The sequence below is a fragment of the Streptomyces sp. NPDC050418 genome (genome assembly GCF_044458745.1).
Lineage (GTDB): Bacteria > Actinomycetota > Actinomycetes > Streptomycetales > Streptomycetaceae > Streptomyces.
This window is the reverse complement of record NZ_JBITIG010000007.1, coordinates 207,017-229,210: the sequence shown is the minus strand read 5'-3', so window position 1 is coordinate 229,210 and position 22,194 is coordinate 207,017. Positions and strand designations below refer to the sequence as shown.

Here is a 22,194-nt window from a genome sequence, read left to right as displayed (position 1 = left end):
GGCTCGTGCCGGCTACGACGCGCACACCTTCAGCCCCTCCGGCGTGTAGCACGGCAGATGGCCATGCGTGCGGATCACGTCCTGTCCGGCGCCGCGCATCGCGTAGTGGAGGAAGGAGGAGGCCAGGGAGTCGGCGGGCGGGCGGCCGTATGTGTGGGCGTACTCGATCTCACGGAAGGGGTACGCGGAGTGGGCGATGTCGGCCGGCGTCGGCGCGTGGCCGTCGATGCGGAGGCGGTGCAGCCCCTTCGTCTCCGTGCCCGTGCGCAGCTCGCTGTAGCCGATCGCGCCCGGAGTGCCGGCGACGGTGGCCAGCACCTGGTCGGTGGAGTCGAGTTCGCAGCGGAAGACCTTCGCGCGCGCGTCGTCCTTGTGGCTGCAGTCCGCGGAGGAGGCGGCGGGCTCGAAGCCGCGCAGGATACGGCGCTGGAAGACGCCACGCGTGCCCGAGTTGGAGTTGCGGCTGACCAGGACGACGGGGAGGTCGGGCCCACCCAGCTGGGACCAGTTGACGATCTCGCCCTTGTAGAGGCGGCGCAGGTCGCGGACGGTGAGGTCCTTGAGGCCCGCCTTGTCGTTGAGGACCATGGCGAAGGCGGTGACCGCGACGCGGTTCTCGGTGAGCTTCGCGTCGGCGGCGGACTGCGGGCCGTCCGCGAAGGTCACGACGGCCGGTGAGCCGAGCTTCGTCTCCGCGCCCGCCGCCATCAGGTCGCGGATGCCGGCCGCGCTGCCGCGGGCCTCGACGGTGACGGTGGAGCCCGGGCAGTCACGCTCGTACTTGCCGGCCAGTTCCTCGGCCACCGGCTTGAACGCCGTGGAGCCGACGACCTTGAGCTCGCCCTTCTCGCAGCCTATGGGCGGGGGTGTCTCGCCCCGCACCATCACCATCGTGGAGAGGGACAGGATGCAGAGGGTGAGGAATGCGGTCAGGAGGCGGGCCTGCTTGCCGAGGAGGGGCGGGGTGTCGTCCAAGGTCGCCGACTGGGTCGGCTTCACCTTGCCGCCCGCCACGTCGCCGACGATACGGATCGCACTGCCGGTGCCGCCGCCTTCGAGCAGGACGAGCAGCTTGAAGTGCTTGCCCGCGTTCAGCGGTACGCGGGGGACGTGGAGGCTGTGGCCTTCGTGCCGCAGGCCGCCCGGGCCGGAGAGGTAGCCCATCAGGTGCTGGTCGTCGGACGGCACCGTGGCCGCCACGCCGCTCACCCGCCGGCCGGTGAACTCGACGGTGAAGCCGTGGCTCCCGCCGCTCTGGTAGTCGGCGACGGCGATCGTCTGCGAGCCGCTGTTCTCGAAGCGCAGGAGTACGAGGGTCGCGTCCTGTGCGCTTCTGCCCTGTGCGTTGTCGAACGGCCCGAGCCGCACATTGGGGCCGTCCGCGCCGTTCCTGCCGACCGGAGTGTCCAGTTGGACGCGGTAGCCGAGGCGTTTGTGCTTCGACATCCACCGCTCCCAGCCGAGCGCGGCTGCCGTGGCGAGCACGCCGAGCAGCGCGGTGCCGACGGCGATGACATTCTCGGTGCTCAGCCACTCCATGCGGTCACGGTACGAACGGGGTGACGGTGACGGAGGGCGGGCTCCGGAGGTTCGGGTGATGTTCGTCCGGGGTTCAAGTACCGCCCCGTACAAGCACGTTGGGGATCAGAGACGTCCGGTTCAGTCACCCGCGCGCGTGTACGTGAGCGGTTCGCCGCCGCTTCCGATCAGTTCGCGTGTGAGCGTCACGTCGTCGATCAGCCGGAGCTCGCTGACCTCGCCCGGCTTGCACTCGGTGGTCTGGCCGAAGGTCACCTTCGACGGTCCGAGCACCAGGGTGTTGCCCGCCGAGCGCAGCGTCGCGGTCCAGCGGCAGTCGTGGGTGGGGCCCTTGCCGGTGAGGCTCATGACGGTGTCGCCCGCGTTGCCCTGCTGGATCCGCAGCACGCGCGTGTTCGCGCCGCCCGCGCCGAACGAGGACTCCCAGGTGCCGAGGAACTCGACGGGGATCTCACCGTTCTCCGGCGGATCTGTCGTCGGGGCGTCGGACGTGGGCGGCGGGTCCGTGGTCGGCGGCTGCCCGGTGGTCTCGCCCGGGGTGGTCGGCGCGGTCGGCGTCGGAGTGTTCCGGCCCTCCTTGCGGTTGCCGGTGTCGCCCTTCATCACCGCGTACACCGTGCCGCCCGCGCCGATCGCCACGATCACGGCGACGGCGACGAGCACCGCGGTGGCCCGCCCGTTGCGCCGCGGCGGCGGGGCATACGGACCCGGCACGCCACCCATGGGCGGGTACGGGTGGCCCTGCGGCGAGGGGTGCGGCTGCGGCTGGAGATGGGCCGGCTGGGGTTGCGGGTAGCCGTAGGCGGGTGCGTGGCCGTGCGGGGGCGTGCCCGCGGCGGGCGGCGGCGTACCCGCCCCGGAGCCTGGCCCCGCACCGGCCGGTGGCTGACCCACCGCACCCGGCGGCGGAGTCGACGCCGCGTGCCCGCCCACGATCACCGTCGGGAGGTGGGATTCCCCAGGAGCGCCGGGGGACGGCGGCGTGGAGCCCGGAGGCGGAGCCGCCCCGGCGTCGGGACTCCCGGGAGCGGCCGGCTCCTCCGGTGAGGGCGAGGGCACGGGCGAGGGCTCGGCCCGTTCCGGAGCCGCCCCACCAGGAGCCCCCGGCCCACCAGGAGCCCCCGGCCCACCAGGAGCCTCCGGCCCCTCCGAATCCAGCAACGACACCGCATGCCGCCCGAGTTGGGCCACCAGCATCCCGGGCAGCCACGGCTCCAGGGCCCGTCCGCCCTGCACGGTGTCCTCGGCGCCCGTCGCGTCCAGGACGTCGGCGAGCGAGGGCCGGGCGGCGGGGTCCTTGTGCAGGCAGGCGCGGGTCAAGTCCCGCAGGCTCTCGGGGAGTTCGGAGAGGTCGGGCTCCTCCTGCGCGATACGGAACATCATCGCGTGCACACCGCTGCTCTCACTGCCGAACGGCAGCAGCCCCGTCGCCGCGTACGCCAGCACCGACCCGAGGCAGAACACGTCGCACGCGGGCGTGATCCGGTCCCCGCGTACCTGCTCGGGCGCCATGAAACCGGGGGAGCCGACGAGCGCGCCGGTCCGCGTGAGCCCGCCGTCGGCGACGGTCTCCAGGGCGCGCGCGATCCCGAAGTCGATGACGCGCGGACCGTCGATCGTCACCAGGATGTTGGACGGCTTGAGGTCGCGGTGGATCAGACCGGCCGCGTGGATGTCACCCAGCGCGTGCGCGAGCCCCGCCGCCAGGATCCGTACCGAACGCTCGGGCAGCGGCCCGTGCTCCACCCCCACGACCTGCTGCAGCGAGGGGCCCGCCACATAGCCGGTGGCGACCCAGGGGATCGCCGCCTCGGTGTCCGCGTCGAGCACGGGCGCGGTCCACTGCCCGCCGACGCGCCGCGCCGCCTGCACCTCCTGGCGGAAGCGCGCGCGGAACTCCTCCTGCTCGGCGAGCTCCTGGCGTACGAGCTTCACGGCGACGGTACGCCCGCGCTCCGAACGCGCCAGATACACCTGGCCCATCCCGCCCGCACCGAGCCGCCCGAGCAGCCGGTACGCCCCGATCCGCTGCGGATCCCCCGCCGCCAGTGACTCCATGGCCGCCGCCTCCCCCGTGCCCCGGCTCGTCACGTCGAGGATAGTGCGCGCGCCGATCAGTCCAATGGGCTGTGGGTGAAATGACGTACCCGCAGCGGTTCGAGGAGGTAGTCCTCCTCGCCCGGCAGCATCACCGGCTGCTCCCGCCACGCCGCTCCCGCGTACGCGGCCAGATCCTCCTCGCTGCGCCAACGGCTCACGTAGAGCAGGGAATGCGGTGGATCGACGAGTACCTCATGGGAGACGAGGCCGGGGTTGTGGTCGGGGAATTCGCGGACCGCGGAGACGATCAACTCCCGGAAGTCCTCGAAGCGTTCGGGGCGCACGCGCGCCTCGCTCACTCTCGTGATCACGGCGTGCGTCTCGGGCGGGGTCACCGGTTGCGTCATGCGCCGATCCTCGGCTCCGTACGGCCTCCGCTGCCAGCGGACGGACGGCAACCGACCGCGAATTCCTGCCAGTCGGCCCCGCACGTCGACGGCGGCGGATCACTGCTCCGAGAGCCGGTCGAGCACCTCCGACAGCCGCTCCAGGACGGCCACCGTCTCCGCCAGCTCCGCCTCGCCCAGCTCCGCCGCGAGCCGCGCCGCGAACGCCGCGTGGCCCGGGGCGAGCAGCGCGATGGCCTCGCGCCCGGCGGACGTGGGCGCGAGCAGCTTGGCGCGGCGATGTGCCGGGTTCGGCTCGTACGCCGCGAGGCCCTTGTCGACCAGGAGGTCCGCGATCCGCTGCACGCTCTGCCGGGTGATCCCCATGGTCCGCGCGATCCCGGACACCGTGCGCGGCTCGTGCAGGACGGCCCCGAGGACCTGCCACCACGCGGCGGTCAGGCCCGCGGGCGCCGCCAGCTTCTCGCTGAGCGCGAGGAACTGCCCGTTCAGCCGGAACACCCCGAGCGCGCTGCGGCTGAGCAGCTCGCCCGCCCGCTCGCTCACTGTCCGTCCTGTCCGTCCTGCCTGGAAGCCCCGGACTCCGCGGCCTGCTCGGCGGCTTCGAGTACCTCGAACGCCGAGGCGTCCGAGTCATGGAACAGCCGGTACCACGCGTCGAGCACCTCGCCCTCGTACACCTTGAGCAGGGCGAAGACCTCGCGGGCGAGCGCGACGGGCTCGGTCGGGCCGGCGGTGACGAGGACACCGTCGGTCACCGCGTCCGCGTCCACGTAGTGCTCGCCGCCCTTGTAGCCGGTGGCGTCGAGGTAGAAGGAGACGGCGCTGGTGTGCGCGCGGTCGTCGAGCAGCCCTTCGCGGGCGAGCCCCGCGGTCGCGCCGCAGATCGCGGCGACGGGCACGCCGGCGTCGAGGAACTCGCGGGCCTTGCGGGCGAACGGGGCGAGATCGTCGCCCGTGTCCCACAGGTCGGCGCCCGTGAGGATGAGCAGCGAACTGTCCTCGGGCCGCAGCCCGTCCAGCGCGAGATCGGGTGTGACGCGCAGACCGCCCATGGTGGTGACGGGCGCGGTGGAGGCGCCGACGGTCCGGGTCGGGTAGCCGGTCCGGACGAGACCGGTCGTGGTGTACCCGGTCTCCCAGTCGGCGAAGGTGTCGTAGACGGCGATGTGTGCGGGCTTGCGGGTCATCTCTGCCTCCCGGCGGTCACGGTTCGTACCGTTCGCTTGACAGCATCTTGTCGTAATGACAGCAAGCTGTCAAGAGACGGTGGCTCGACGCCCTGTCGAGGACGACGCCCCGACGCCGTACAGGGCGCCGATGGAATGTCCGTATCGCGGACACCTACCCTCGGTCCATGACCCCTCATGAAGCTGCTGACCTCGCGAAAGGCGCCGCCGTCAAGGCCGCCGACCGCGCGCACGTGTTCCACTCCTGGTCCGCCCAGGAACTGATCGACCCGCTCGCCGTGGCCGGAGCCGAGGGCGTGCACTTCTGGGACTACGAGGGCAACCGGTACCTCGACTTCACCAGCGCGCTCGTCTACACGAACATCGGCTACCAGCACCCGAAGGTCGTCGCCGCGATCCAGGAGCAGGCCGCGACGATGACGACGTTCGCGCCGGCCTTCGCGGTCGAGGCGCGCTCCGAGGCCGCACGCCTCATCGCCGAGCGCACCCCGGGCGACCTGGACAAGATCTTCTTCACCAACGCGGGCGCCGAGGCCGTCGAGCACGCCGCGCGCATGGCCCGGATCCACACCGGCCGCCCGAAGATCCTCAGCGCCTACCGCTCGTACCACGGCGCCACGGCCACCGGCATCAACCTCACCGGCGACCCGCGCCGCTGGGCCTCCGACACGGGCTCGGCGGGCGTCGTGCGCTTCTGGGCGCCGTTCCTCTACCGCTCGCCGTTCCACGCGGAGACCGAGGAGCAGGAGTGCGCCCGCGCGCTGCAGCACCTCGAGGACACCATCGCCTTCGAGGGCCCGCAGTCGATCGCCGCGCTCATCCTGGAGACCGTGCCCGGCACGGCCGGGATCATGGTGCCGCCGCCGGGCTACCTCCCGGGCGTCCGCGAGATCTGCGACCGCTACGGCATCGTGCTCGTCTTCGACGAGGTCATGGCCGGGTTCGGGCGTACGGGCAAGTGGTTCGCCGCCGAGCACTTCGACGTCACCCCCGACCTGCTGACCTTCGCCAAGGGCGTGACCTCGGGTTACGTGCCGCTGGGCGGCGTCGCCGTCAACGGGGCCATCGCGGAGACCTTCGCGCGCAAGGCGTACCCGGGCGGACTGACCTACTCCGGGCACCCGCTGGCCTGCGCCACCGCCGTCGCGACGATCAACGTGATGGAGGAGGAGGGCATCGTCGGCCACGCCGCGAAGATCGGCGCGGACGTGCTCGGCCCCGCCCTGCACGAGCTGGCCGCCCGCCACCCGTCGGTCGGCGAGGTGCGCGGCATGGGTGTCTTCTGGGCCCTGGAGCTCGTGAAGAACCGCGAGACCCGCGAACCGCTCGTGCCGTACAACGCGAGCGGGGCGGACGCGGCGCCCATGGGCGCGTTCGCGGCCGCGTGCAAGAAGGAGGGCCTGTGGCCCTTCGTCAACATGAACCGCACGCACGTGGTCCCGGCCTGCACGATCACGGAGGCCGAGGCCAAGGAGGGCTTGACGGCGCTGGACCACGCGCTGTCGGTCGCGGACGAGTACGTCACCGGCTGACGGTGCCCCAGGGCGGCGGGAGTTGGGTAGCGGGACCGGGCGGGGGTGAGTATGCGTACTCATTCCCGCCGCGGTTGCGCGAACCGAGACTGACCGGCATGAGACGACTTCCCCTCCTGGTCATCGCCGCCGTCAGCACGCTGACGCTCGCGGCCTGCGGCGCGCAGAACGCGGACGGTACGCGTACGGACGCGGCGGATTCGAAGGTACAGGCCGAGGCGGCGGCCAACCCGGAGACCTCACCCGAACCGGGCTCGCCCGACGAGCTGCGGGCGGCGTTCACGCTCCCCGAGGCGCTGCGCACGGTGCAGGTGGACTGCGGCGGCCAGGACCCGGCCGAGCTGCTCAAGGACCTTCCGCAGGACGGCGGCACACTGCCCGAGGAGGGTACGTCCGACGAGGAGCCGGGCAAGGAGCCGGTGCCGCTGCCCGGCGACAGTACGGAGAAGCCGGGCCCGGACGACCTGAAGGAAGCCGAGGAAGGCGACGAGGCCGGTCGCGAGGACCAGGCGGACTGGGAGCGCGAGCAGGCCAAGCTCGACAAGGTCGAGAAGTGCGTGTCCGACACCCACACGAAGCGCGTCACCAAGGCCCTGGAGGGCCGGGCCGGGCTCACCCCGGCGGCCGTCGCGGACACCCTGCGGGACCTCGGCTACCCCGCCGAGCGCCTTGTCGCGCCCGCGGAGTCGGCCGGCGCGGTCCGGTTCACCCTCGACCTGAGCGTCCCGTTCGCCCCGTCATGCCTGTCGATGGGCACCGCGGACGGCAAGGTGGCGGCGGTCCCGCACCACGACTACCGCGCCGGTGACGGCATCCCCGAGTCCGAGGAGCGGTGCGAGCAGCGCAAGGCCAACCCGTAACTCCGGAGCCCTTCCCGAAGAGGCCGGGGCCCCCGCGAAGGCCCGCACCGCCGCGGTGCGGGGGCGCGCGGGGGCGGTGCGCCCGGCCACGGGCGCGTAAGGTGCACGGGCGCGGGTGTTGACCGCGCACCCAAGGCGCCACCCGGGGAGGGAAACCCACGATGCGCACGGCCGGCAGCTCTGCGGTGACCCGCAGTACGCTGCGCCAGCAGATCGCGGACGCGCTGCGTGACGAGGTGCTCGCGGGGCGTCTCGCCCCGGGCCAGGAGTTCACCGTCAAGGAGATCGCCGAGCAGTACGGGGTCTCCGCGACGCCCGTGCGTGAGGCCCTCGTCGACCTGTCCGCGCAGGGCCTGCTCGACAGCGCGCAGCACCGCGGATTCAAGGTCCACGAGTACACGGCGGACGACTACCGCGGCATGGTCGAGGCCCGCACCCTGGTCGCCGAGGCGATCTTCCGCGGCATCGCCGAGCGCGGGATCCACCGGCCCGAGGACTCGTTCGTGTCCGTGCGCCGCCGGGCCGAGGAGTCCGCGCGGGCGGCCGCGAGCGGCGACCTCAATGTGCTCATCGGCTACGACCTGCGCTTCTGGCGCGAACTGAGCTCGCTGTTCGGCAACGCCTATCTCACCGACTTCCTGCACCGGCTGCGCGTCCAGGCCTGGGCCTTCGCGGTGCCGCTGCTGCGCGCCGCGGGCCCCCTCGAAGGCCGCCTGTGGAGCGGCCACACCGAACTGGTGGACGCGGTCGGGCGACGTGACGCCCCGGCGGCGTACGACCTCATCACCGCGTACAACCGCCACTCGCTCGACCTCGTCGACAAGCTGGCGGGGTGAGTCCCGTTGGCCCTGGAGCTGACGGTCGTCGTCCCGGCGTACAACGAGCAGGAGCGGCTGCGCCCGACCCTCGACGCGATCACCGAGCACCTCGCTGACACCCGCAGCTGGGAGCTGATCGTCGTCGACGACGGCTCCGACGACGCCACCCGCCGGATAGCCATGGAGGCCTCCGTCGCCGAGCCGCGGATCCGGGTGCTGCCCGGCGACGTCAACCACGGCAAGGGGCACGCGCTGCGCCGCGGGGTGCTCGCCTCGCGCGGCGAGCGCGTCCTGATCACCGACGCGGACCTGGCGTCCCCGATCAGCGAGCTGGAGCGCCTCGACAAGGCGCTCGCCGACGGGCACGCCGCGGCGATCGGCTCGCGCGCGGCGGCCGGGGCGCGGATCGAGCACCACCAGCACCCCGTCCGCGAGGCGCTGGGCCGCACCGGCAACCTGCTGATCCGGCTGCTCGCGGTGCCCGGCATACGGGACACGCAGTGCGGCTTCAAGCTCTTCGACGGCGAGCGCGCCCGCGCCGCGTTCGCGCACTCCCGGCTCGACGGCTGGGCGATCGACGTCGAGGTCCTGCAGTACTTCCGTCGTGAGCAACTGCCCGTGGCGGAGGTCCCGGTGCGCTGGTCCCATCAGGACGGCTCGAAGGTCCGCGCCCGCGACTACTTCTCCGTACTGCGCGAACTCGCCGTCCTCAAGGCGCGCACGCTCGACCGCGGCTCGCTCGCCGTCGCCGGGCTCTTCGTCCTCGCGTCGTTCCTGCTCTACAAGAACCGCTGGAGTGACCCCGACGGCCGCTATCTGCCGGACGCGCTGCAGGACCAGAACCAGTGGGAGTGGTTCTTCGACGTCACCGCCCACAACATCCTGAACCTGCAGAACCCGCTGTTCACGGACCTGCAAGGGTTCCCGGACGGTGTGAACCTGATGGCGAACACGGTGATGCTGGGGCTCTCCGTCCCCTTCGCCCCGGTCACGGCGCTCTTCGGCCCGGCGCTCTCGCTCCAGCTCGTCATGACGCTCGGCCTCGCCGCGACCGCGTACGCCTGGTACTGGCTGATCCGCCGCCATGCCGTACGGGAAAGGGTCCCCGCGGCCATCGGCGCGGCCCTCGCGGCCTTCGCGCCGCCGATGATCAGCCACGCCAACGCGCACCCGAACTTCATCGTCCTCTTCATGATCCCGCTGATCATCGACCGGGCGCTGCGGCTCGTGCACGGCGAGCGGGTCGTACGGGACGGGGTGCTGCTCGGGCTCTTCGCCGCGTACCAGATCTTCCTCGGCGAGGAGCCGCTGCTGCTCGCGGCGATGGGGCTGCTGCTCTTCGCGGCGGGCTACTCGCTCGTACGGCGCGATGTGTTCGCCGCCGTGTGGCGGCCCGTGCTGCGCGGGCTCGGGATCGCGGCCGCGGTGGCCGCGCCGATCGTGGCGCTCCCGCTGTGGTGGCAGTTCTTCGGGCCGCAGAGCTACTCGGACGTGCTGCACGGGTCCAACACCGGCAACAGCCCGCTGGCCCTCGTCTCGTTCGCTGAGCGCTCGCTGGCCGGCGACCGGGAGAACTCGCAGTCGCTCGCGATGAACATCACCGAGCAGAACGCCTTCTACGGCTGGCCGCTCGCCGCCCTCGCGGTTGGGATCGTCGTGCGCCTGTGGGACCGCGCGCTGGTGAAGGCGCTCGCCTTCACGGGCTTCGCCGCGGCCCTGCTCTCGCTCGGTTCGCGCTTCGACATCCCCGGCACGGCGATCACCGTCACCGGACCGTGGCGGGCGCTCGCGCACCAGCCGCTGCTCTCCGCGGTCATCGAGTCCCGCCTCGCGATGATCTGCGCCCCCGTCCTCGGACTGCTCGTCGCGCTAGCCCTGGCCCGGCTGCGGACCGCGCGGCGGGCGCATCGCGTGTGGGGGTGCGCGGCCGTCGCGGCCGCGCTGCTCCCGATCATCCCGCTGCCGCTGAAGGCCGTGGACCGCATCCCGGTCCCCGCGTTCATCGCGGACGGCACCTACGCCTCGTACATCGACGAGGGCGAGACCCTCGTGCCCGTACCGCTCCCGGACCCGGGCGTCGCGGAGCCCCTGCACTGGCAGACGGCCGCCGGCCTCGGCTTCAAGCTCCCCGGCGGCTACTTCAACGGCCCGTACGGACCCGAGCGCCAGGGCATCTACGGTGCCGTGCCCCGCCACACCTCGGCGCTGCTCGCGGAGGTCCGCGGCACGGGCGAGGTCCCCGCGCTCGGCCCGTCCTGGCAGGCCCAGGCCCGTGAGGACCTCGCGTTCTGGAAGGCGGGCGTCCTGGTCCTCGCCCCGCAGCACCACCAGGACGCGCTGCGCGAGACGGTGACACGGCTGCTCGGCGGGCAGCAGCCGGAGTTCGTGGGCGGGATGTGGGTCTGGGACGTGTCGTACGGCTCGTAGGAGCGATGGGTATACGAGAGGTGGCCGGTGTACGAGGCTGTGGCCGAAGCCCTGCACACAGCGCACCCCACCGACTACGCTGCCCGCACGCGCACGGCGACCCTAGGAGCTCCCTTGGCCTGTGACCTGTGGCTGGTCCCCCTTGTCGATGTGCTCTGCCACAGCCCCGACAATCCCTTCTCCGAAGAGCTGGCGCTCTACGACAAGGTCCTTGCCGAGGCGGGACTGCCACCGGTCCCGGTCTTCTCGTACATGCCGGGCCTCTCCGGCGACGTGGCTCCGGTCGCGGGCTTCGACTACGACGCGCTGCACTTCCTGCGCCGCGCCTACCTGCTCCAGATCTGCGGCCTCGCGGTCACCCCGGTCGACGAACTGGGCGGCGACTACGAGCAGTTGCTGGAGATGTTCGAGTCGACGGCACAGCAGTCCCACCTGGTCTGGCACTACGACCACGCGGGCGCCTACGTCCCCGTCGACTTCCCGACGCCCCTGGTCAGCGACGAACTCCTGGAATCGGGCGGCCCCTTGGGCTCCGCCCAGTCCCTCCTGCGCGAACTCGAACTGGTGGCCCCGGCCCTGGGCCTGGACCCCGCCAACCCCCCACCGGCCCCCACGCCGCCCCCACACCCCACGGAACTCGAAGAACCCGCGGCCCCCGCCCCCTACGACGCCAGCCCGTTCGCCCGGGAACGGCACGTGTGGCTGGGCCTGCACGCGGCGGTGACGCGGAGCCTGGGGCAGGGGTCGATGATCGTGTTCAGCTGAACCGGAGCGCCGGCAACCTCACCGCGCGTCCGGCGGCCGCTGGCGCGGCATGTTCGGGCGGCTGCCCGGGGGGAGCGGGAAGCGGGTGGGGGCGGGGCCCTCCGTGCGGGGGGCCGAGGCGGCTGCTGCCTGCATCAGGAGGGGGGCGTGGCCCGAGCGGAACTGGACCATCCAGTCCGCCGTCTCCGTCCGCACGAGCTCCGTCACGTCCTCCGAGAAGCGGCGCAGGACGCCCAGACAGCGTTCCGCCGCCTCGCCCGCCGTGCCGTCCGTCGGGCCGAGCACCTCGCGGACGGACTCCGAGGCCCAGTCGAACTGCAGGGTCTGGAGCCGGCGCTGGACGGCCTGGGCCGTGGCCACGTCCCTTATCCAGCCGGAGGTCAGCCCGAAGTAGCGGTCGCAGCCGATGCAGGCCACCGCGAGGAGCAGCGACAGATAGCCCCAGGGCGCGGCGCCCGAGACCGCCGACGTCAGGTCGAGCAGGGGGAGCGCGGCCGCGGCCACCCCGCCGAGCGCCGCACCGGTGCGCAGCACCCGTGCCCCGCGCCGCTTGAAGCCGCGGTCGGTCAGATACCAGTCCGCGGTGGCGAGCGCCCCGTCCTCGACCCACCGGTACAGCTCGTCCAGACGCTCGGCCGGCTCGCCCCAGTCGCCGAGCGGAAACGGCCGCGCGGTGAGATCCTTCGACCCCTCACGGCCCGCGCCCTGGGCGGGCGCACCCTCGTCGTGCCCGCCCGGCGGCGGGCTCTCGGGCTGCATCCCCGGCTGGCTCACACCGGTACTCCCTTTGCGTATTGGTACGGCTGGGACAGATGTGCAGGCATCTTCCTACCGCCCAATGGGTGGGCATGGGGGCGTTACGGCGGGTTTTCCGTCCGTACGTGGGCGTTCATCGGGTATAGGGCACCTTCTCGTCACTCGAAAGAGTGCCGGGGCGTGCCGCCCGGCGAGCACGTAGGCTCGTGGCAAGAGACCGGCAGGACCCGGCAGGACCAGACGAGAGCAGGAGCCGATCGTGATTCCCGGTGGTGGCCAGCCCAATATGCAGCAGCTGCTGCAGCAGGCCCAGAAGATGCAGCAGGACCTCGCCCAGGCGCAGGAGGAGCTCGCACGGACCGAGGTCGACGGTCAGGCGGGCGGCGGCCTGGTGAAGGCCACCGTCACCGGCTCCGGTGAGCTGCGCGGCCTCGTCATCGACCCGAAGGCGGTGGACCCCGAGGACACGGAGACCCTCGCGGACCTGATCGTCGCCGCGGTCCAGGCGGCGAACGAGAACGCCCAGACGCTGCAGCAGCAGAAGCTCGGCCCGCTCGCGCAGGGCCTCGGCGGCGGCAGCGGCATTCCCGGACTCCCGTTCTAGTCCCGCCGGAGGTGCGCCCGTCCAAGTGACAGTCGGCAACGGGCCTTCTGCGGGTCCGGCGCACCAACTACCGTACGTATCAAGCAATCCCCGAGGGATCAGAGGAAGGCAGTCCGTTGTACGAAGGCGTGGTCCAGGACCTCATCGACGAGTTGGGCAGGCTGCCCGGCGTCGGTCCCAAGAGCGCGCAGCGGATCGCCTTCCACATCCTGCAGGCCGAGCCGACGGATGTGCGCCGGCTCGCGCACGCCCTGCTCGAAGTGAAGGACAAGGTCCGTTTCTGCAGCGTCTGCGGCAATGTGGCGCAGCAGGAGCAGTGCGGCATCTGCCGTGACGAGCGCCGCGACGCCGCGGTGATCTGCGTGGTGGAGGAGCCGAAGGACGTCGTGGCGATCGAGCGGACCCGCGAGTTCCGCGGCCGCTACCACGTCCTGGGCGGGGCGATCAGCCCGATCGAGGGCGTCGGCCCGGACGATCTGCGGATCAGGGAGCTGCTGGCCCGCCTCGCGGACGGCACGGTCACCGAGCTGATCCTCGCCACGGACCCCAACCTCGAAGGCGAGGCCACGGCCACGTACCTGGCCCGCATGATCAAGCCGATGGGCCTGAAGGTCACCCGCCTCGCCAGCGGCCTGCCGGTCGGCGGCGATCTGGAGTACGCGGACGAGGTCACCCTGGGGCGCGCCTTCGAGGGAAGGCGGCTGCTTGATGTGTGACGTCGCCCGCCACCCTCTCGTCGGACGGAGTCCGGCGCAGCACCCCGCTGCCTGCGAAGCAGTGCGAGGGGTGCAGAAAAGAGGGGCCGCGGACGAGGTCACCCTGGGGCGCGCCTTCGAGGGAAGGCGGCTGCTTGATGTCTGAGATGTTCGGTGACGAGATGTTCGGTGACGTTACGGCGCCTCTGCATGGCGCATCCATGGGAGGTCGAGCTCGCTATGTCTTCGTCGTCTTCTACGGCTGATCCCGCCGCCACGGCGGACGCCGCGGCGGCCGGCACCCCGCTGCCGCACGCCGCCGCGCAGAACCCGGATGACTTCGCGGTCCAGATCGCGGACCAGGTCGAGTCGTTCATCGTCGCCGTGACCGAGGTCGCCAAGGGCGACGAGCCGGACTCGGCGGTGCCGTTCCTGCTCCTCGAGGTCTCCCAGCTGCTGCTCGCGGGCGGCCGTCTCGGCGCGCACGAGGACATCGTCCCGGACGAGCGCTACGAGCCGGACCTGGGCCCGGAGCCGGATGTCGACGAGCTGCGCGAGCGGCTCGCCGCGATGCTCGACCCGGTCGATGTGTACTCCGAGGTCTTCGACCCGTACGAGCCGCGCAAGGCCCCGGTGGCCTGCCGTATCTCCGACGATCTCGCCGATGTGATCACCGATCTGCGGCACGGCATGGCGCACTACCGCGCGGGCCGCACCACCGAGGCGCTGTGGTGGTGGCAGTTCTCCTACTTCTCCAACTGGGGCTCCACCGCCTCCGCTTCGCTGCGCGCCCTGCAGTCCCTCGTCGCGCATGTCCGCCTCAACCAGCCCCTGGAGGAGCTGGACGGCCTCGACACCGACCAGGACCTCGGCGAGGACGCGCTGGCGGAGGAGGCCGGCAAGGTGATGGTGGAGGAGATCGCCGGTCCGCTGGGCCTGCGCCCGGTCAAGTAGGCGTATACGGAGGCAAGTAGCCGTCGACGTGAGGCCGGTGAGGGATCGCCTCACCGGCCTCACGTATGTCAGCGGACCGTCACCACATCACGGGCAGCCGCTCCGGCAGCCGCTTCATGAAGCCCGTACGCCACACCAACTGCTCGATGGGCACGGCGAGACGGAGCTCCGGAGTGTGGTCGAGCAGCGCCTCGATGGCGATCTCCGCGTGCTTCTTGCCGAGCGCGGTCGCCGGGCAGTAGTGCTGCCCGCCGCCGAACGACAGATGCTGCGCGTTGTTCGGCCGGTCCAGGTCCACCTTCCGGGGGTCGGCGAAGGCCTCGGGATCGAAGTTGCCGCCCTCGGGGAGTACGAGGACGAGTTCCCCCTGCTTCACCAGCACGTCGCCGACCTGCATGTCCTCGGTCGCCAGGCGCGGAAGCCCGTCCGCGATCGAGAGGTTGATCCGCAGCAGCTCGTCCACGGCCGCCGGGATCCGCGAGCGGTCCTCGCGCAGCTCCGTCCACAGCTGTGGATGCTGGAAGAGCGAGACGACGGCCATGACGAGGAAGCCGGCGGTGGAGATGACCCCCGCGCCGAACATCGTCACGCCGACCGTCGCCAGCATCTCGTCCGTCAGGTGCGCGTACTCCGGGTCCTCGCGCAGCGCCGCGAGCTCGGCCATCAGACCCGTGGTCGCCGGGTCGTCGAGCCGCTCGACCATGTAGGCCATGTCGCGGTCCCAGTTGAGCTTGGCGCCCGTGATGGGGCAGGCCGAGTTCATGAACGCGATGTGCAGGCTGCGCATCAGCTTCGCGCCGTCCTCGGGCGGGATGCCGAGGATGTGGCAGTGCAGACCGGAGGAGTACGGGTCGGTGAACTGCTCGCGCAGATCCGCCGGCGCCCCCTGTGCCGTGAACGAGCCGATCAGTTCGGCCGCGTACGAGCGCAGGAAGTCCTGCAGCCCGGGCGCCTTCGGGTTGAGCGCCTTGAGGACGGCCTTGCGCAGCCCGGCGCCCGTGATGTTCCCCATGTTGTTGACGACCTCGGGCGGGATCGTCAGCGCGTACTGCCGCGGCACCCCGGGCGCCGAGGTGTCCTTGAGGCTGAAGCGCCGGTCCTCCAGGACCTGCTTGCACAGCGCGTACGACGAGACCAGCCAGGCCTCGTCACCGGCGATGGTCCGTACGCGGCGTATCGGAGTCTTCTCACGCAACTCCTCCACCTGGTACGGGAGCTGATCGCCGCGCGCGGAGAACGGGAAGTCGAGCAGCTTGTCGAGGGCGAGTGTCGGCGCGGTCATGCGGTCTCTCCTTGGGCGGACTCGGCGGGAGTCACGATCGCGTGCCCCTGATTGCGGGAGGCGCGCAGGCCGTGGCCGCGCGAGTAGAGCAGCTCGGCCATCGGCAGGAGCTGGTGGTAGCAGTTCAGCGAGGACGGGACCCCGAGGATCGCGGGCGTGTCCAGGAACAGCGGCGCCTCGGCGCACACGTACCGCAGACAGACCTCGCGCTGCTGCTCCGTGGCCTTGGCGCCGTCGAGCACCTTCGAGGAGAGGAAGGTGTCGACGAGCGCGTCGCACGTGCTGCGGAAATCGTCGTCGTGCGCGAGACGGTCCTGGAGGTGGCTGTGGATCTCCTTGTACGCGGGGTTCTCCGTGAACGAGGACATGGGCCGGGCGCGCAATCGCACGCCCTCGGGGTCGAGCGCCTCGACGGCGTTGTTCACTTTCGCGCGGACGCCCCGCAGATTCTTGATGAATTTCCGGCGGGCCTCGTCGGGCGGATAGCCGAACGCCTCGTACATCTCGGCGACGTACAGATCCGTATAGACGAAGTCGACCTGCCGGAAGAGGGCGAGGCCCCACTGGGCCAGGTCCTGGATGCGCCGGGCCGAGAAATAGCTGTTGCCGGGGGAGACCCCGATGACGGCATGATCGCCGTCCTCGCAGATGACCCGGCAATGCGCGGTGTAGGGGGCGACGTGGAATTTCTGGGTGAACGGCTGGATCTCGAGAACGGTCGCAGCTGTCAACTGAGGTGATTCCTTTGGCCGCTGCTAGTCCCAATGGGGCCTTGTGCCCCTGGTGTGGCAACGACGACGGACAGTTAATAACGGGCTACTCAGAGGCGTCAACGGATACTGACCGGCCGACCGGTCGGACGACTCGCTGCGGATTTCGTTGCGGTGCGGAGGCGACGGCTCCACTCTGTGAACCAGGACACGTTCCGAGTGCTCCACGCACCCCGAGGGCAGATGCCTCACCGGAGCGGGCCGGGGCCTGGGTGATCACGTCGTGAGCGGGACATCTCACGATGCGGCCGCCGCCGGGCCGAGGCGGCCCGCTCGTTAAACTGAGCCGACCACCTATGGACTGAGCGAGGAGCGCACGTGAGCCTTGTCGTGCAGAAGTACGGAGGCTCCTCCGTAGCCGATGCCGAGGGCATCAAGCGCGTCGCCAAGCGGATTGTGGAAGCCAAGAGGAACGGCCACCAGGTCGTGGCCGTGGTTTCCGCGATGGGCGACACGACGGACGAGCTGATCGATCTCGCCGAGCAGGTATCCCCGATCCCTGCCGGCCGCGAGCTCGACATGCTGTTGACCGCGGGAGAGCGGATCTCCATGGCCCTGCTGGCGATGGCGATCAAAAACCTGGGCCACGAGGCCCAGTCGTTCACCGGCAGCCAGGCAGGCGTGATCACCGACTCGGTCCACAACAAAGCGCGCATCATCGATGTCACGCCGGGCCGTCTGCGCGCCTCCCTCGAAGAGGGCAACATCGCGATCGTCGCCGGTTTCCAGGGCGTCAGCCAGGACTCCAAGGACATCACCACGCTCGGCCGCGGCGGCTCGGACACGACCGCCGTCGCCCTCGCCGCCGCGCTCGACGCGGACGTCTGCGAGATCTACACGGACGTCGACGGTGTGTTCACCGCCGACCCGCGTGTGGTGAAGAAGGCGAAGAAGATCGACTGGATCTCCTTTGAGGACATGCTGGAGCTCGCCGCCTCCGGCTCCAAGGTGCTCCTGCACCGCTGCGTCGAGTACGCACGCCGATACAACATTCCGATCCACGTGCGCAGTTCGTTCTCGGGTCTTCCGGGTACGTGGGTCAGCAACGAGCCGCAAGGGGATCACAAGGTGGAGCACGCGATCATCTCGGGCGTCGCCCATGACGTCTCCGAGGCGAAGGTCACCGTCGTCGGCGTGCCCGACAAGCCGGGCGAGGCCGCGCACATCTTCCGTGCCGTGGCCGAGGCCGAGATCAACATCGACATGATCGTGCAGAACGTGTCGGCGGCCTCCACCGGCCTGACCGACATCTCCTTCACGCTCCCCAAGGCCGAGGGCAGGAAGGCCACCGCCGCGCTGGAGAAGATCAAGGCGCAGGTCGGCTACGACTCGCTGCGCTACGACGACCAGATCGCCAAGATCTCCCTGGTCGGCGCGGGCATGAAGACCAACCCGGGCGTCACCGCGCAATTCTTCGAGGCGCTCTCCGACGCGGGTGTGAACATCGAGCTGATCTCCACCTCGGAGATCCGTATCTCGGTCGTCACCCGCGCCGACGACGTCAACGAGGCCGTGCGCGCCGTCCACACCTCCTTCGGTCTGGACAGCGACTCGGACGAGGCCGTGGTCTACGGAGGCACCGGGCGATGAACCAGCCGCGGCACCGGGCCGCCCCGACCCTTGCCGTGGTCGGGGCGACCGGCGCCGTGGGCACGGTCCTGCTCCAGATCCTGTCCCAGCACGCGGACATCTGGGGCGAGATCCGGCTGATCGCCTCCGCGCGCTCGGCCGGGCGGATGCTGGCCGTGCGCGGTGAGGAAGTCGAGGTCCACGCACTCTCGGAGGAAGCCTTCGAGGGCGTGGACATCGCGTTGTTCGACGTCCCCGACGAGGTGGCGGCCCAGTGGGCGCCGATCGCCGCGTCCAAGGGCGCGGTCGTCGTGGACAACTCCGCGGCCTTCCGGATGGACCCGGATGTGCCGCTCGTGGTGCCCGAGGTCAATCCGCACGCGGTACGGGTCCGTCCGCGCGGCATCGTCTCCGTACCCAACTGCACGACGCTCTCGATGATCGTCTCGGTGGGCGCGCTGCACGCCGAGTTCGGGCTCCGTGAGCTGGTCGTGTCCTCGTACCAGGCCGTGAGCGGCGCCGGGCTCGCCGGGATCGAGGCGCTGCGCGAGCAGACGAAGCTCGTCGCCGGTACGGAGCTGGGGACCGCGCCGGGTGATGTGCGCCGCGCCGTCGGTGACGCCACCGGGCCGTTCCCCGAGCCGATCGCGTTCAATGTGCTGCCGTGGGTGGGCGCGCTCGCGGAGGGCGGCTGGTCCTCCGAGGAGATGAAGATCCGCAATGAGTCCCGGAAGATCCTGGACCGCCCGGAGCTGAAGGTCAGCGCGACCTGTGTGCGCGTCCCCGTGATCACCACGCACTCGCTCGCCGTGCACGCGCGGTTCGAGCATGAGATCACCGTGGAGCGGGCGTACGAGATCCTGTCGACCTCGCCCGGCGTCGTCGTCTTCGACAATCCGGCGGCCGGCGAGTTCCTCACGCCCGCCGACGTGGTGGGCACGGACCCGACGTGGGTGGGGCGCGTACGGCGCTCCCTGGACGATCCGCAGGCCCTGGAGTTCTTCGTCTGCGGCGACAACCTGCGGAAGGGCTCCGCGCTGAACGTGGCGCAGATCGCGGAGCTGATCGCCGCCGAGTGGTCCGCTTGATCATCTTTCGCGGGCCTTCCGGCTGACCTGCACCCCGGGTGAAGGCGCCCGAATTCTCCGTTTGCCTCGGTGAACCCGGAGCTTTGCCCGGTGATCCCGGATGGGGCCAAAATGCCCGAATTAAAGGGCACTTCGACCTCCGTCCGGCCTCCTCGTCCGGCATAACTTCTGTGTAAGTTGTGTGTGCGGGTCACAGGTCCAGGCCACTTCGGCCGGGACCGCTCCGGGCGCCGGAACTCCTCCCCGTCGATGTGCAACCGGGCACATGGCGGGGAGCGTCTATGCCGACGCCCTCTTTGAGCGCCGCAGTAAATGGGGCATAGGGGAAGAGCTGGTACGTATGACGGCATCTGACACCACGTCATGGGCGAAATCCGCCGCAAACGTGATGCCACACACGTACAACCCTGACGGGGGGAAGCGTGTCCAACAGGCGTGGCAGAGGTACTCGAGTTCTCCATGGCCCTCGCAGGGCCGCGCGCGCAGCGGCGCCCGCGACCGTCTGCGGCAGGCGCACCACCGCGCAGCCGCGGCGACGACAGCGGCATGCCGGTGATCGCGCCCATGCCCGCGACGCGGCCTGCCCGCATACCCAGCCAGCGCGACGGCGCTGACGACGCCATGGCAGCGGGCACTGACGCCACCGCCGCGGGCACGACCGTCGACCACCTCACCGAGACCTACCGTCAGCACTACCGCTCCCTGCTCGGCCTCGCCGCGCTGCTCCTCGACGACACGGCCTCCTGCGAGGACGTCGTCCAGGAGGCCTTCATCCGCGTGCACTCCGCGCGCAAGCGGGTGCGCGAGCCGGAGAAGACCCTCGCGTATCTGCGCCAGACCGTGGTCAACCTGTCCCGGTCCGCGCTGCGCCGCCGCATCCTCGGCCTGAAGCTCCTGTCGAAGCCGATGCCGGACATGGCGAGCGCGGAGGAGGGCGCGTACGACCAGCTGGAGCGTGACGCGCTCATCAAGGCGATGCGCGGGCTGCAGCGGCGCCAGCGCGAGGTTCTCGTGCTGCGCTACTTCGCCGACATGACCGAGGCGCAGGTCGCCGAGACCCTCGGCATCTCGCTCGGCTCCGTCAAGGCCTACGGCTCGCGCGGCATCGCGGCGCTGCGCGTCGCCATGGAGGCGTCGTCATGAGCGAGCACCGAGGCGACGGGCCGGGCCGGCGCCCCGATGACGGGCAGAGCCCCAACGGCCGGTACGGTCGGGGCGGCCGTGGCGCGTCCTGGGCGGGACGTGAGCACGGACCGGAGCGGCACGAGCGGCATGAGCAGGGCGAGCCGCACGAGCAGTACGGGCACCACGAGCAGTACGAGCAGTACGGACAGCATCAACAGCATGGTGGGTACGGAACGGTGAACGGCGCGAGCGGCCCCGAGTACGACCCCGACCGGCCAGGACAGGATGCCTCGCGGCAGGGCCTCGGCCCCGACGAGGTGGCCCTGCGGCGGATGATGCGCGGTGCGGTCCAGGACATCGCGCCCTCGGACGATGCGCTGGCGCATCTGCGCCGTGCCGTCCCCGCGCGACGGGCCCGCAAGCGGCAGGCCGTCGTCGGCATGGCGGCCGCGGCACTGCTCATCGGCACCGCCGTGCCGGCCGTCTTTCACGTCGCCACATCACCGGCGTCCGACGACAGCCTGATCGGGGCCGGCGACTCCTCCAACATGCCGGGTGAGGACGGGGACGCCCAGGGCGCCGGCTCCGGCGACACCGGCGGTGGCAAGGAGTCCGGCAAGGACGGCAAGAAGGACAAGGACAAGGGCAAGGGCGACGACGAGCCGGGCACGGGCGACACCGCGTCCAGCGGCGCCTCCGCGGGCACCAGCCCGACCGGTGACGCCTCCGCCGACGCGCCGGTGTGCGATGCCTCGATGCTGGCCGAGCCCACGTCCTCGACCGGTGCCGCGCACCCCGACGGCTCGGTCTACGGCAGCTTCAAGGTCGCCAACACCTCCACCTCCGCCTGCGCCGTCGGGGGCTCGGGCAGCGTCACCTTCGCGGCGCAGGGCGCGGCCGAGCAGACCAAGATCAGGGTCGTGGACCACGCGGCGGGCGACCCGGCGGGCGGGCTGCCCGCGCCGTCCGCGGAACCGGGCTCGGTCGTCCTGCAGCCCGGGCAGTCGTACGAGGTCCAGTTCGCCTGGGTGCCGTCGGCTCCCTGCCCCACCACGAACCCGTCGCCCGACCCGTCCCCCAGCGAGAACGCCGGGGACGTGGGCGGCTCCGGGCAGACCGGCTCCGATATGCAGACGCAGCTCGTCACGGAGGAGGGCGGCACCTCGGACGGCAGTGTGTCGATCACCCACACCGCCGAGCCGGGTGCACCCACGGTGGACGCGAAGATCTCCAACGCGTGTGCAGGGACGATCTACCGGACCGAGGCGCTGCCCGCCTCCTGACGGCTCGGCGGCTTCGGTGGTCTTCCTGGTGGAGATCCTCTTCAGTAGCGCTCGGTGAGGTGGTCGCGGGCGAACGGCGGCTCGTACGGCTCCGGCCAGAAGTCGGTGATCGCCACGATCCGGCCGGACGCGTCGGCCGTGAACAGATTCACCGCGTACAGCTCGCGCAGCCCCTCGGTGACATGGATCCAGCTCACCGCCTCGTGCTCCTCGGCGACGATGCGCAGCACGCGGAGGTGCCAGTCGCCGGGGTACTCGCGGTTGAACCGCAGATACTTCTCCTTGCCACGGATCCGCTCGCGGGACTGCGGCATCTCGTAAACGACGTCATCGGCGAGGGTCTCCCCGAACGCCGCCCAGTCCCGGGCCTCGGCCGCGGCCCAGTAGGTCTCAACTGCCTTGCGTAGTGCGGTGGGTGGGGTCATGAGGGCAGTGTGCCGGGTGGCACTGACAATCGGGCCGGACGGGCGGCGGACCGGTGCCGTACCGG

22 protein-coding genes are annotated in these 22,194 nt (G+C 71.2%); 13 read left to right on the top strand and 9 right to left on the bottom strand.

The window, feature by feature from the left end; translation table 11 throughout:
- Positions 1–12 precede the first annotated feature (12 nt).
- The 5 genes from ACIBI4_RS18790 to ACIBI4_RS18770 all read right to left on the bottom strand — a co-directional run bounded on the left by ACIBI4_RS18790 (position 13) and on the right by ACIBI4_RS18770 (position 5,176).
- Entirely contained in the window at positions 13–1,539 is a 1,527-nt protein-coding gene (locus ACIBI4_RS18790) for a PstS family phosphate ABC transporter substrate-binding protein (RefSeq protein WP_399205025.1), read from the bottom strand.
- Between the two features lie 120 nt (positions 1,540–1,659).
- A complete protein-coding gene (locus ACIBI4_RS18785; protein WP_399205295.1) occupies positions 1,660–3,597 on the bottom strand; it encodes a protein kinase in 1,938 nt (645 codons plus the stop codon).
- A 56-nt stretch (positions 3,598–3,653) separates the two neighbouring features.
- On the bottom strand, positions 3,654–3,986 hold the full coding sequence (locus ACIBI4_RS18780) for a putative quinol monooxygenase (protein WP_399205024.1): 333 nt from the start codon (positions 3,984–3,986) through the stop codon (positions 3,654–3,656).
- Between the two features lie 99 nt (positions 3,987–4,085).
- Entirely contained in the window at positions 4,086–4,532 is a 447-nt protein-coding gene (locus tag ACIBI4_RS18775; RefSeq protein ID WP_399205023.1) for a MarR family winged helix-turn-helix transcriptional regulator, read from the bottom strand.
- The gene (locus ACIBI4_RS18770; RefSeq protein WP_399205022.1) at positions 4,529–5,176 is read right to left on the bottom strand and encodes a DJ-1/PfpI family protein; all 648 of its coding nucleotides are present in this window, start codon (positions 5,174–5,176) and stop codon (positions 4,529–4,531) included. Before ACIBI4_RS18770 ends, ACIBI4_RS18775 begins: the two co-directional genes overlap by 4 nt.
- Positions 5,177–5,343: 167 nt before the next feature.
- Here ACIBI4_RS18770 and ACIBI4_RS18765 point away from each other — a divergent pair, with 167 nt between their 5' ends.
- The 5 genes from ACIBI4_RS18765 (at position 5,344) to ACIBI4_RS18745 (ending at position 11,578) form a co-directional block, all read left to right on the top strand.
- A complete protein-coding gene (locus tag ACIBI4_RS18765; RefSeq protein ID WP_399205021.1) occupies positions 5,344–6,708 on the top strand; it encodes an aspartate aminotransferase family protein in 1,365 nt (454 codons plus the stop codon).
- A gap of 98 nt (positions 6,709–6,806) precedes the next feature.
- On the top strand, positions 6,807–7,568 hold the full coding sequence (locus tag ACIBI4_RS18760; RefSeq protein ID WP_399205020.1) for a hypothetical protein: 762 nt from the start codon (positions 6,807–6,809) through the stop codon (positions 7,566–7,568).
- A 161-nt stretch (positions 7,569–7,729) separates the two neighbouring features.
- Positions 7,730–8,404, top strand: a complete 675-nt coding sequence (locus ACIBI4_RS18755) for a GntR family transcriptional regulator (protein WP_399205019.1) — start codon at positions 7,730–7,732, stop codon at positions 8,402–8,404.
- 6 nt (positions 8,405–8,410) lie between these two features.
- Positions 8,411–10,813: a dolichyl-phosphate beta-glucosyltransferase gene (locus tag ACIBI4_RS18750; RefSeq protein ID WP_399205018.1), complete on the top strand. Its 2,403-nt coding sequence runs from the start codon at positions 8,411–8,413 to the stop codon at positions 10,811–10,813.
- Positions 10,814–10,927: 114 nt separating this feature from the next.
- On the top strand, positions 10,928–11,578 hold the full coding sequence (locus ACIBI4_RS18745) for a hypothetical protein (RefSeq protein ID WP_399205017.1): 651 nt from the start codon (positions 10,928–10,930) through the stop codon (positions 11,576–11,578).
- 18 nt (positions 11,579–11,596) lie between these two features.
- Here ACIBI4_RS18745 and ACIBI4_RS18740 read toward each other — a convergent pair whose 3' ends face one another.
- Entirely contained in the window at positions 11,597–12,352 is a 756-nt protein-coding gene (locus tag ACIBI4_RS18740) for an SLATT domain-containing protein (RefSeq protein ID WP_399205016.1), read from the bottom strand.
- A 241-nt stretch (positions 12,353–12,593) separates the two neighbouring features.
- On the opposite strand from ACIBI4_RS18740, the gene ACIBI4_RS18735 reads away from it, so the two are divergent.
- From ACIBI4_RS18735 to ACIBI4_RS18720, 4 genes are all read left to right on the top strand, one after another.
- Positions 12,594–12,938 carry a YbaB/EbfC family nucleoid-associated protein gene (locus ACIBI4_RS18735; protein WP_187814992.1) on the top strand — a complete coding sequence of 115 codons (345 nt, stop codon included), beginning with the start codon at positions 12,594–12,596 and terminating at the stop codon, positions 12,936–12,938.
- 116 nt (positions 12,939–13,054) lie between these two features.
- Positions 13,055–13,654, top strand: a complete 600-nt coding sequence (recR, locus tag ACIBI4_RS18730; protein ID WP_399205015.1) for a recombination mediator RecR — start codon at positions 13,055–13,057, stop codon at positions 13,652–13,654.
- Positions 13,647–13,799, top strand: a complete 153-nt coding sequence (locus tag ACIBI4_RS18725) for a hypothetical protein (protein ID WP_399205014.1) — start codon at positions 13,647–13,649, stop codon at positions 13,797–13,799. Before recR ends, ACIBI4_RS18725 begins: the two co-directional genes overlap by 8 nt.
- A 74-nt stretch (positions 13,800–13,873) precedes the next feature.
- A complete protein-coding gene (locus ACIBI4_RS18720; RefSeq protein WP_399205013.1) occupies positions 13,874–14,587 on the top strand; it encodes a DUF5063 domain-containing protein in 714 nt (237 codons plus the stop codon).
- 79 nt (positions 14,588–14,666) lie between these two features.
- Here the strand turns inward: ACIBI4_RS18720 and ACIBI4_RS18715 are convergent, their stop codons facing one another.
- Both ACIBI4_RS18715 and ACIBI4_RS18710 read right to left on the bottom strand, forming a co-directional pair.
- Positions 14,667–15,869 (bottom strand): cytochrome P450, encoded by a 1,203-nt coding sequence (locus ACIBI4_RS18715; protein ID WP_399205012.1) that lies wholly within the window; start codon positions 15,867–15,869, stop codon positions 14,667–14,669.
- Positions 15,866–16,600 carry a tRNA-dependent cyclodipeptide synthase gene (locus tag ACIBI4_RS18710; RefSeq protein ID WP_399205011.1) on the bottom strand — a complete coding sequence of 245 codons (735 nt, stop codon included), beginning with the start codon at positions 16,598–16,600 and terminating at the stop codon, positions 15,866–15,868. Before ACIBI4_RS18710 ends, ACIBI4_RS18715 begins: the two co-directional genes overlap by 4 nt.
- A gap of 357 nt (positions 16,601–16,957) precedes the next feature.
- On the opposite strand from ACIBI4_RS18710, the gene ACIBI4_RS18705 reads away from it, so the two are divergent.
- The 4 genes from ACIBI4_RS18705 to ACIBI4_RS18690 all read left to right on the top strand — a co-directional run bounded on the left by ACIBI4_RS18705 (position 16,958) and on the right by ACIBI4_RS18690 (position 21,704).
- Positions 16,958–18,229, top strand: a complete 1,272-nt coding sequence (locus ACIBI4_RS18705) for an aspartate kinase (RefSeq protein WP_399205010.1) — start codon at positions 16,958–16,960, stop codon at positions 18,227–18,229.
- Positions 18,226–19,296 (top strand): aspartate-semialdehyde dehydrogenase, encoded by a 1,071-nt coding sequence (locus tag ACIBI4_RS18700; protein WP_399205009.1) that lies wholly within the window; start codon positions 18,226–18,228, stop codon positions 19,294–19,296. The genes ACIBI4_RS18705 and ACIBI4_RS18700 overlap by 4 nt, the downstream gene beginning before the upstream one ends.
- 546 nt (positions 19,297–19,842) lie before the next feature.
- The gene (locus ACIBI4_RS18695; RefSeq protein ID WP_399205294.1) at positions 19,843–20,439 is read left to right on the top strand and encodes a SigE family RNA polymerase sigma factor; all 597 of its coding nucleotides are present in this window, start codon (positions 19,843–19,845) and stop codon (positions 20,437–20,439) included.
- The gene (locus ACIBI4_RS18690) at positions 20,436–21,704 is read left to right on the top strand and encodes a hypothetical protein (protein ID WP_399205008.1); all 1,269 of its coding nucleotides are present in this window, start codon (positions 20,436–20,438) and stop codon (positions 21,702–21,704) included. The genes ACIBI4_RS18695 and ACIBI4_RS18690 overlap by 4 nt, the downstream gene beginning before the upstream one ends.
- A gap of 41 nt (positions 21,705–21,745) precedes the next feature.
- Here the strand turns inward: ACIBI4_RS18690 and ACIBI4_RS18685 are convergent, their stop codons facing one another.
- Complete coding sequence (locus ACIBI4_RS18685) at positions 21,746–22,129, bottom strand: nuclear transport factor 2 family protein (RefSeq protein ID WP_399205007.1); 384 nt, start codon at positions 22,127–22,129, stop codon at positions 21,746–21,748.
- Positions 22,130–22,194 lie beyond the last annotated feature (65 nt).

Coding starts and splice junctions, on each gene's coding strand:
- ACIBI4_RS18760 (WP_399205020.1), top strand. CDS start 6,807: ATGAGACGACTTCCCCTCCTGGTCATCGCCGCCGTCAGCACGCTGACG.
- ACIBI4_RS18725 (WP_399205014.1), top strand. CDS start 13,647: ATGTGTGACGTCGCCCGCCACCCTCTCGTCGGACGGAGTCCGGCGCAG.
- ACIBI4_RS18700 (WP_399205009.1), top strand. CDS start 18,226: ATGAACCAGCCGCGGCACCGGGCCGCCCCGACCCTTGCCGTGGTCGGG.
- ACIBI4_RS18695 (WP_399205294.1), top strand. CDS start 19,843: ATGCCGGTGATCGCGCCCATGCCCGCGACGCGGCCTGCCCGCATACCC.
- ACIBI4_RS18685 (WP_399205007.1), bottom strand. CDS start 22,129: ATGACCCCACCCACCGCACTACGCAAGGCAGTTGAGACCTACTGGGCC.
- ACIBI4_RS18785 (WP_399205295.1), bottom strand. CDS start 3,597: ATGGAGTCACTGGCGGCGGGGGATCCGCAGCGGATCGGGGCGTACCGG.
- ACIBI4_RS18715 (WP_399205012.1), bottom strand. CDS start 15,869: ATGACCGCGCCGACACTCGCCCTCGACAAGCTGCTCGACTTCCCGTTC.
- ACIBI4_RS18770 (WP_399205022.1), bottom strand. CDS start 5,176: ATGACCCGCAAGCCCGCACACATCGCCGTCTACGACACCTTCGCCGAC.
- ACIBI4_RS18790 (WP_399205025.1), bottom strand. CDS start 1,539: ATGGAGTGGCTGAGCACCGAGAATGTCATCGCCGTCGGCACCGCGCTG.
- ACIBI4_RS18755 (WP_399205019.1), top strand. CDS start 7,730: ATGCGCACGGCCGGCAGCTCTGCGGTGACCCGCAGTACGCTGCGCCAG.
- ACIBI4_RS18720 (WP_399205013.1), top strand. CDS start 13,874: ATGTCTTCGTCGTCTTCTACGGCTGATCCCGCCGCCACGGCGGACGCC.
- ACIBI4_RS18690 (WP_399205008.1), top strand. CDS start 20,436: ATGAGCGAGCACCGAGGCGACGGGCCGGGCCGGCGCCCCGATGACGGG.
- ACIBI4_RS18780 (WP_399205024.1), bottom strand. CDS start 3,986: ATGACGCAACCGGTGACCCCGCCCGAGACGCACGCCGTGATCACGAGA.
- ACIBI4_RS18765 (WP_399205021.1), top strand. CDS start 5,344: ATGACCCCTCATGAAGCTGCTGACCTCGCGAAAGGCGCCGCCGTCAAG.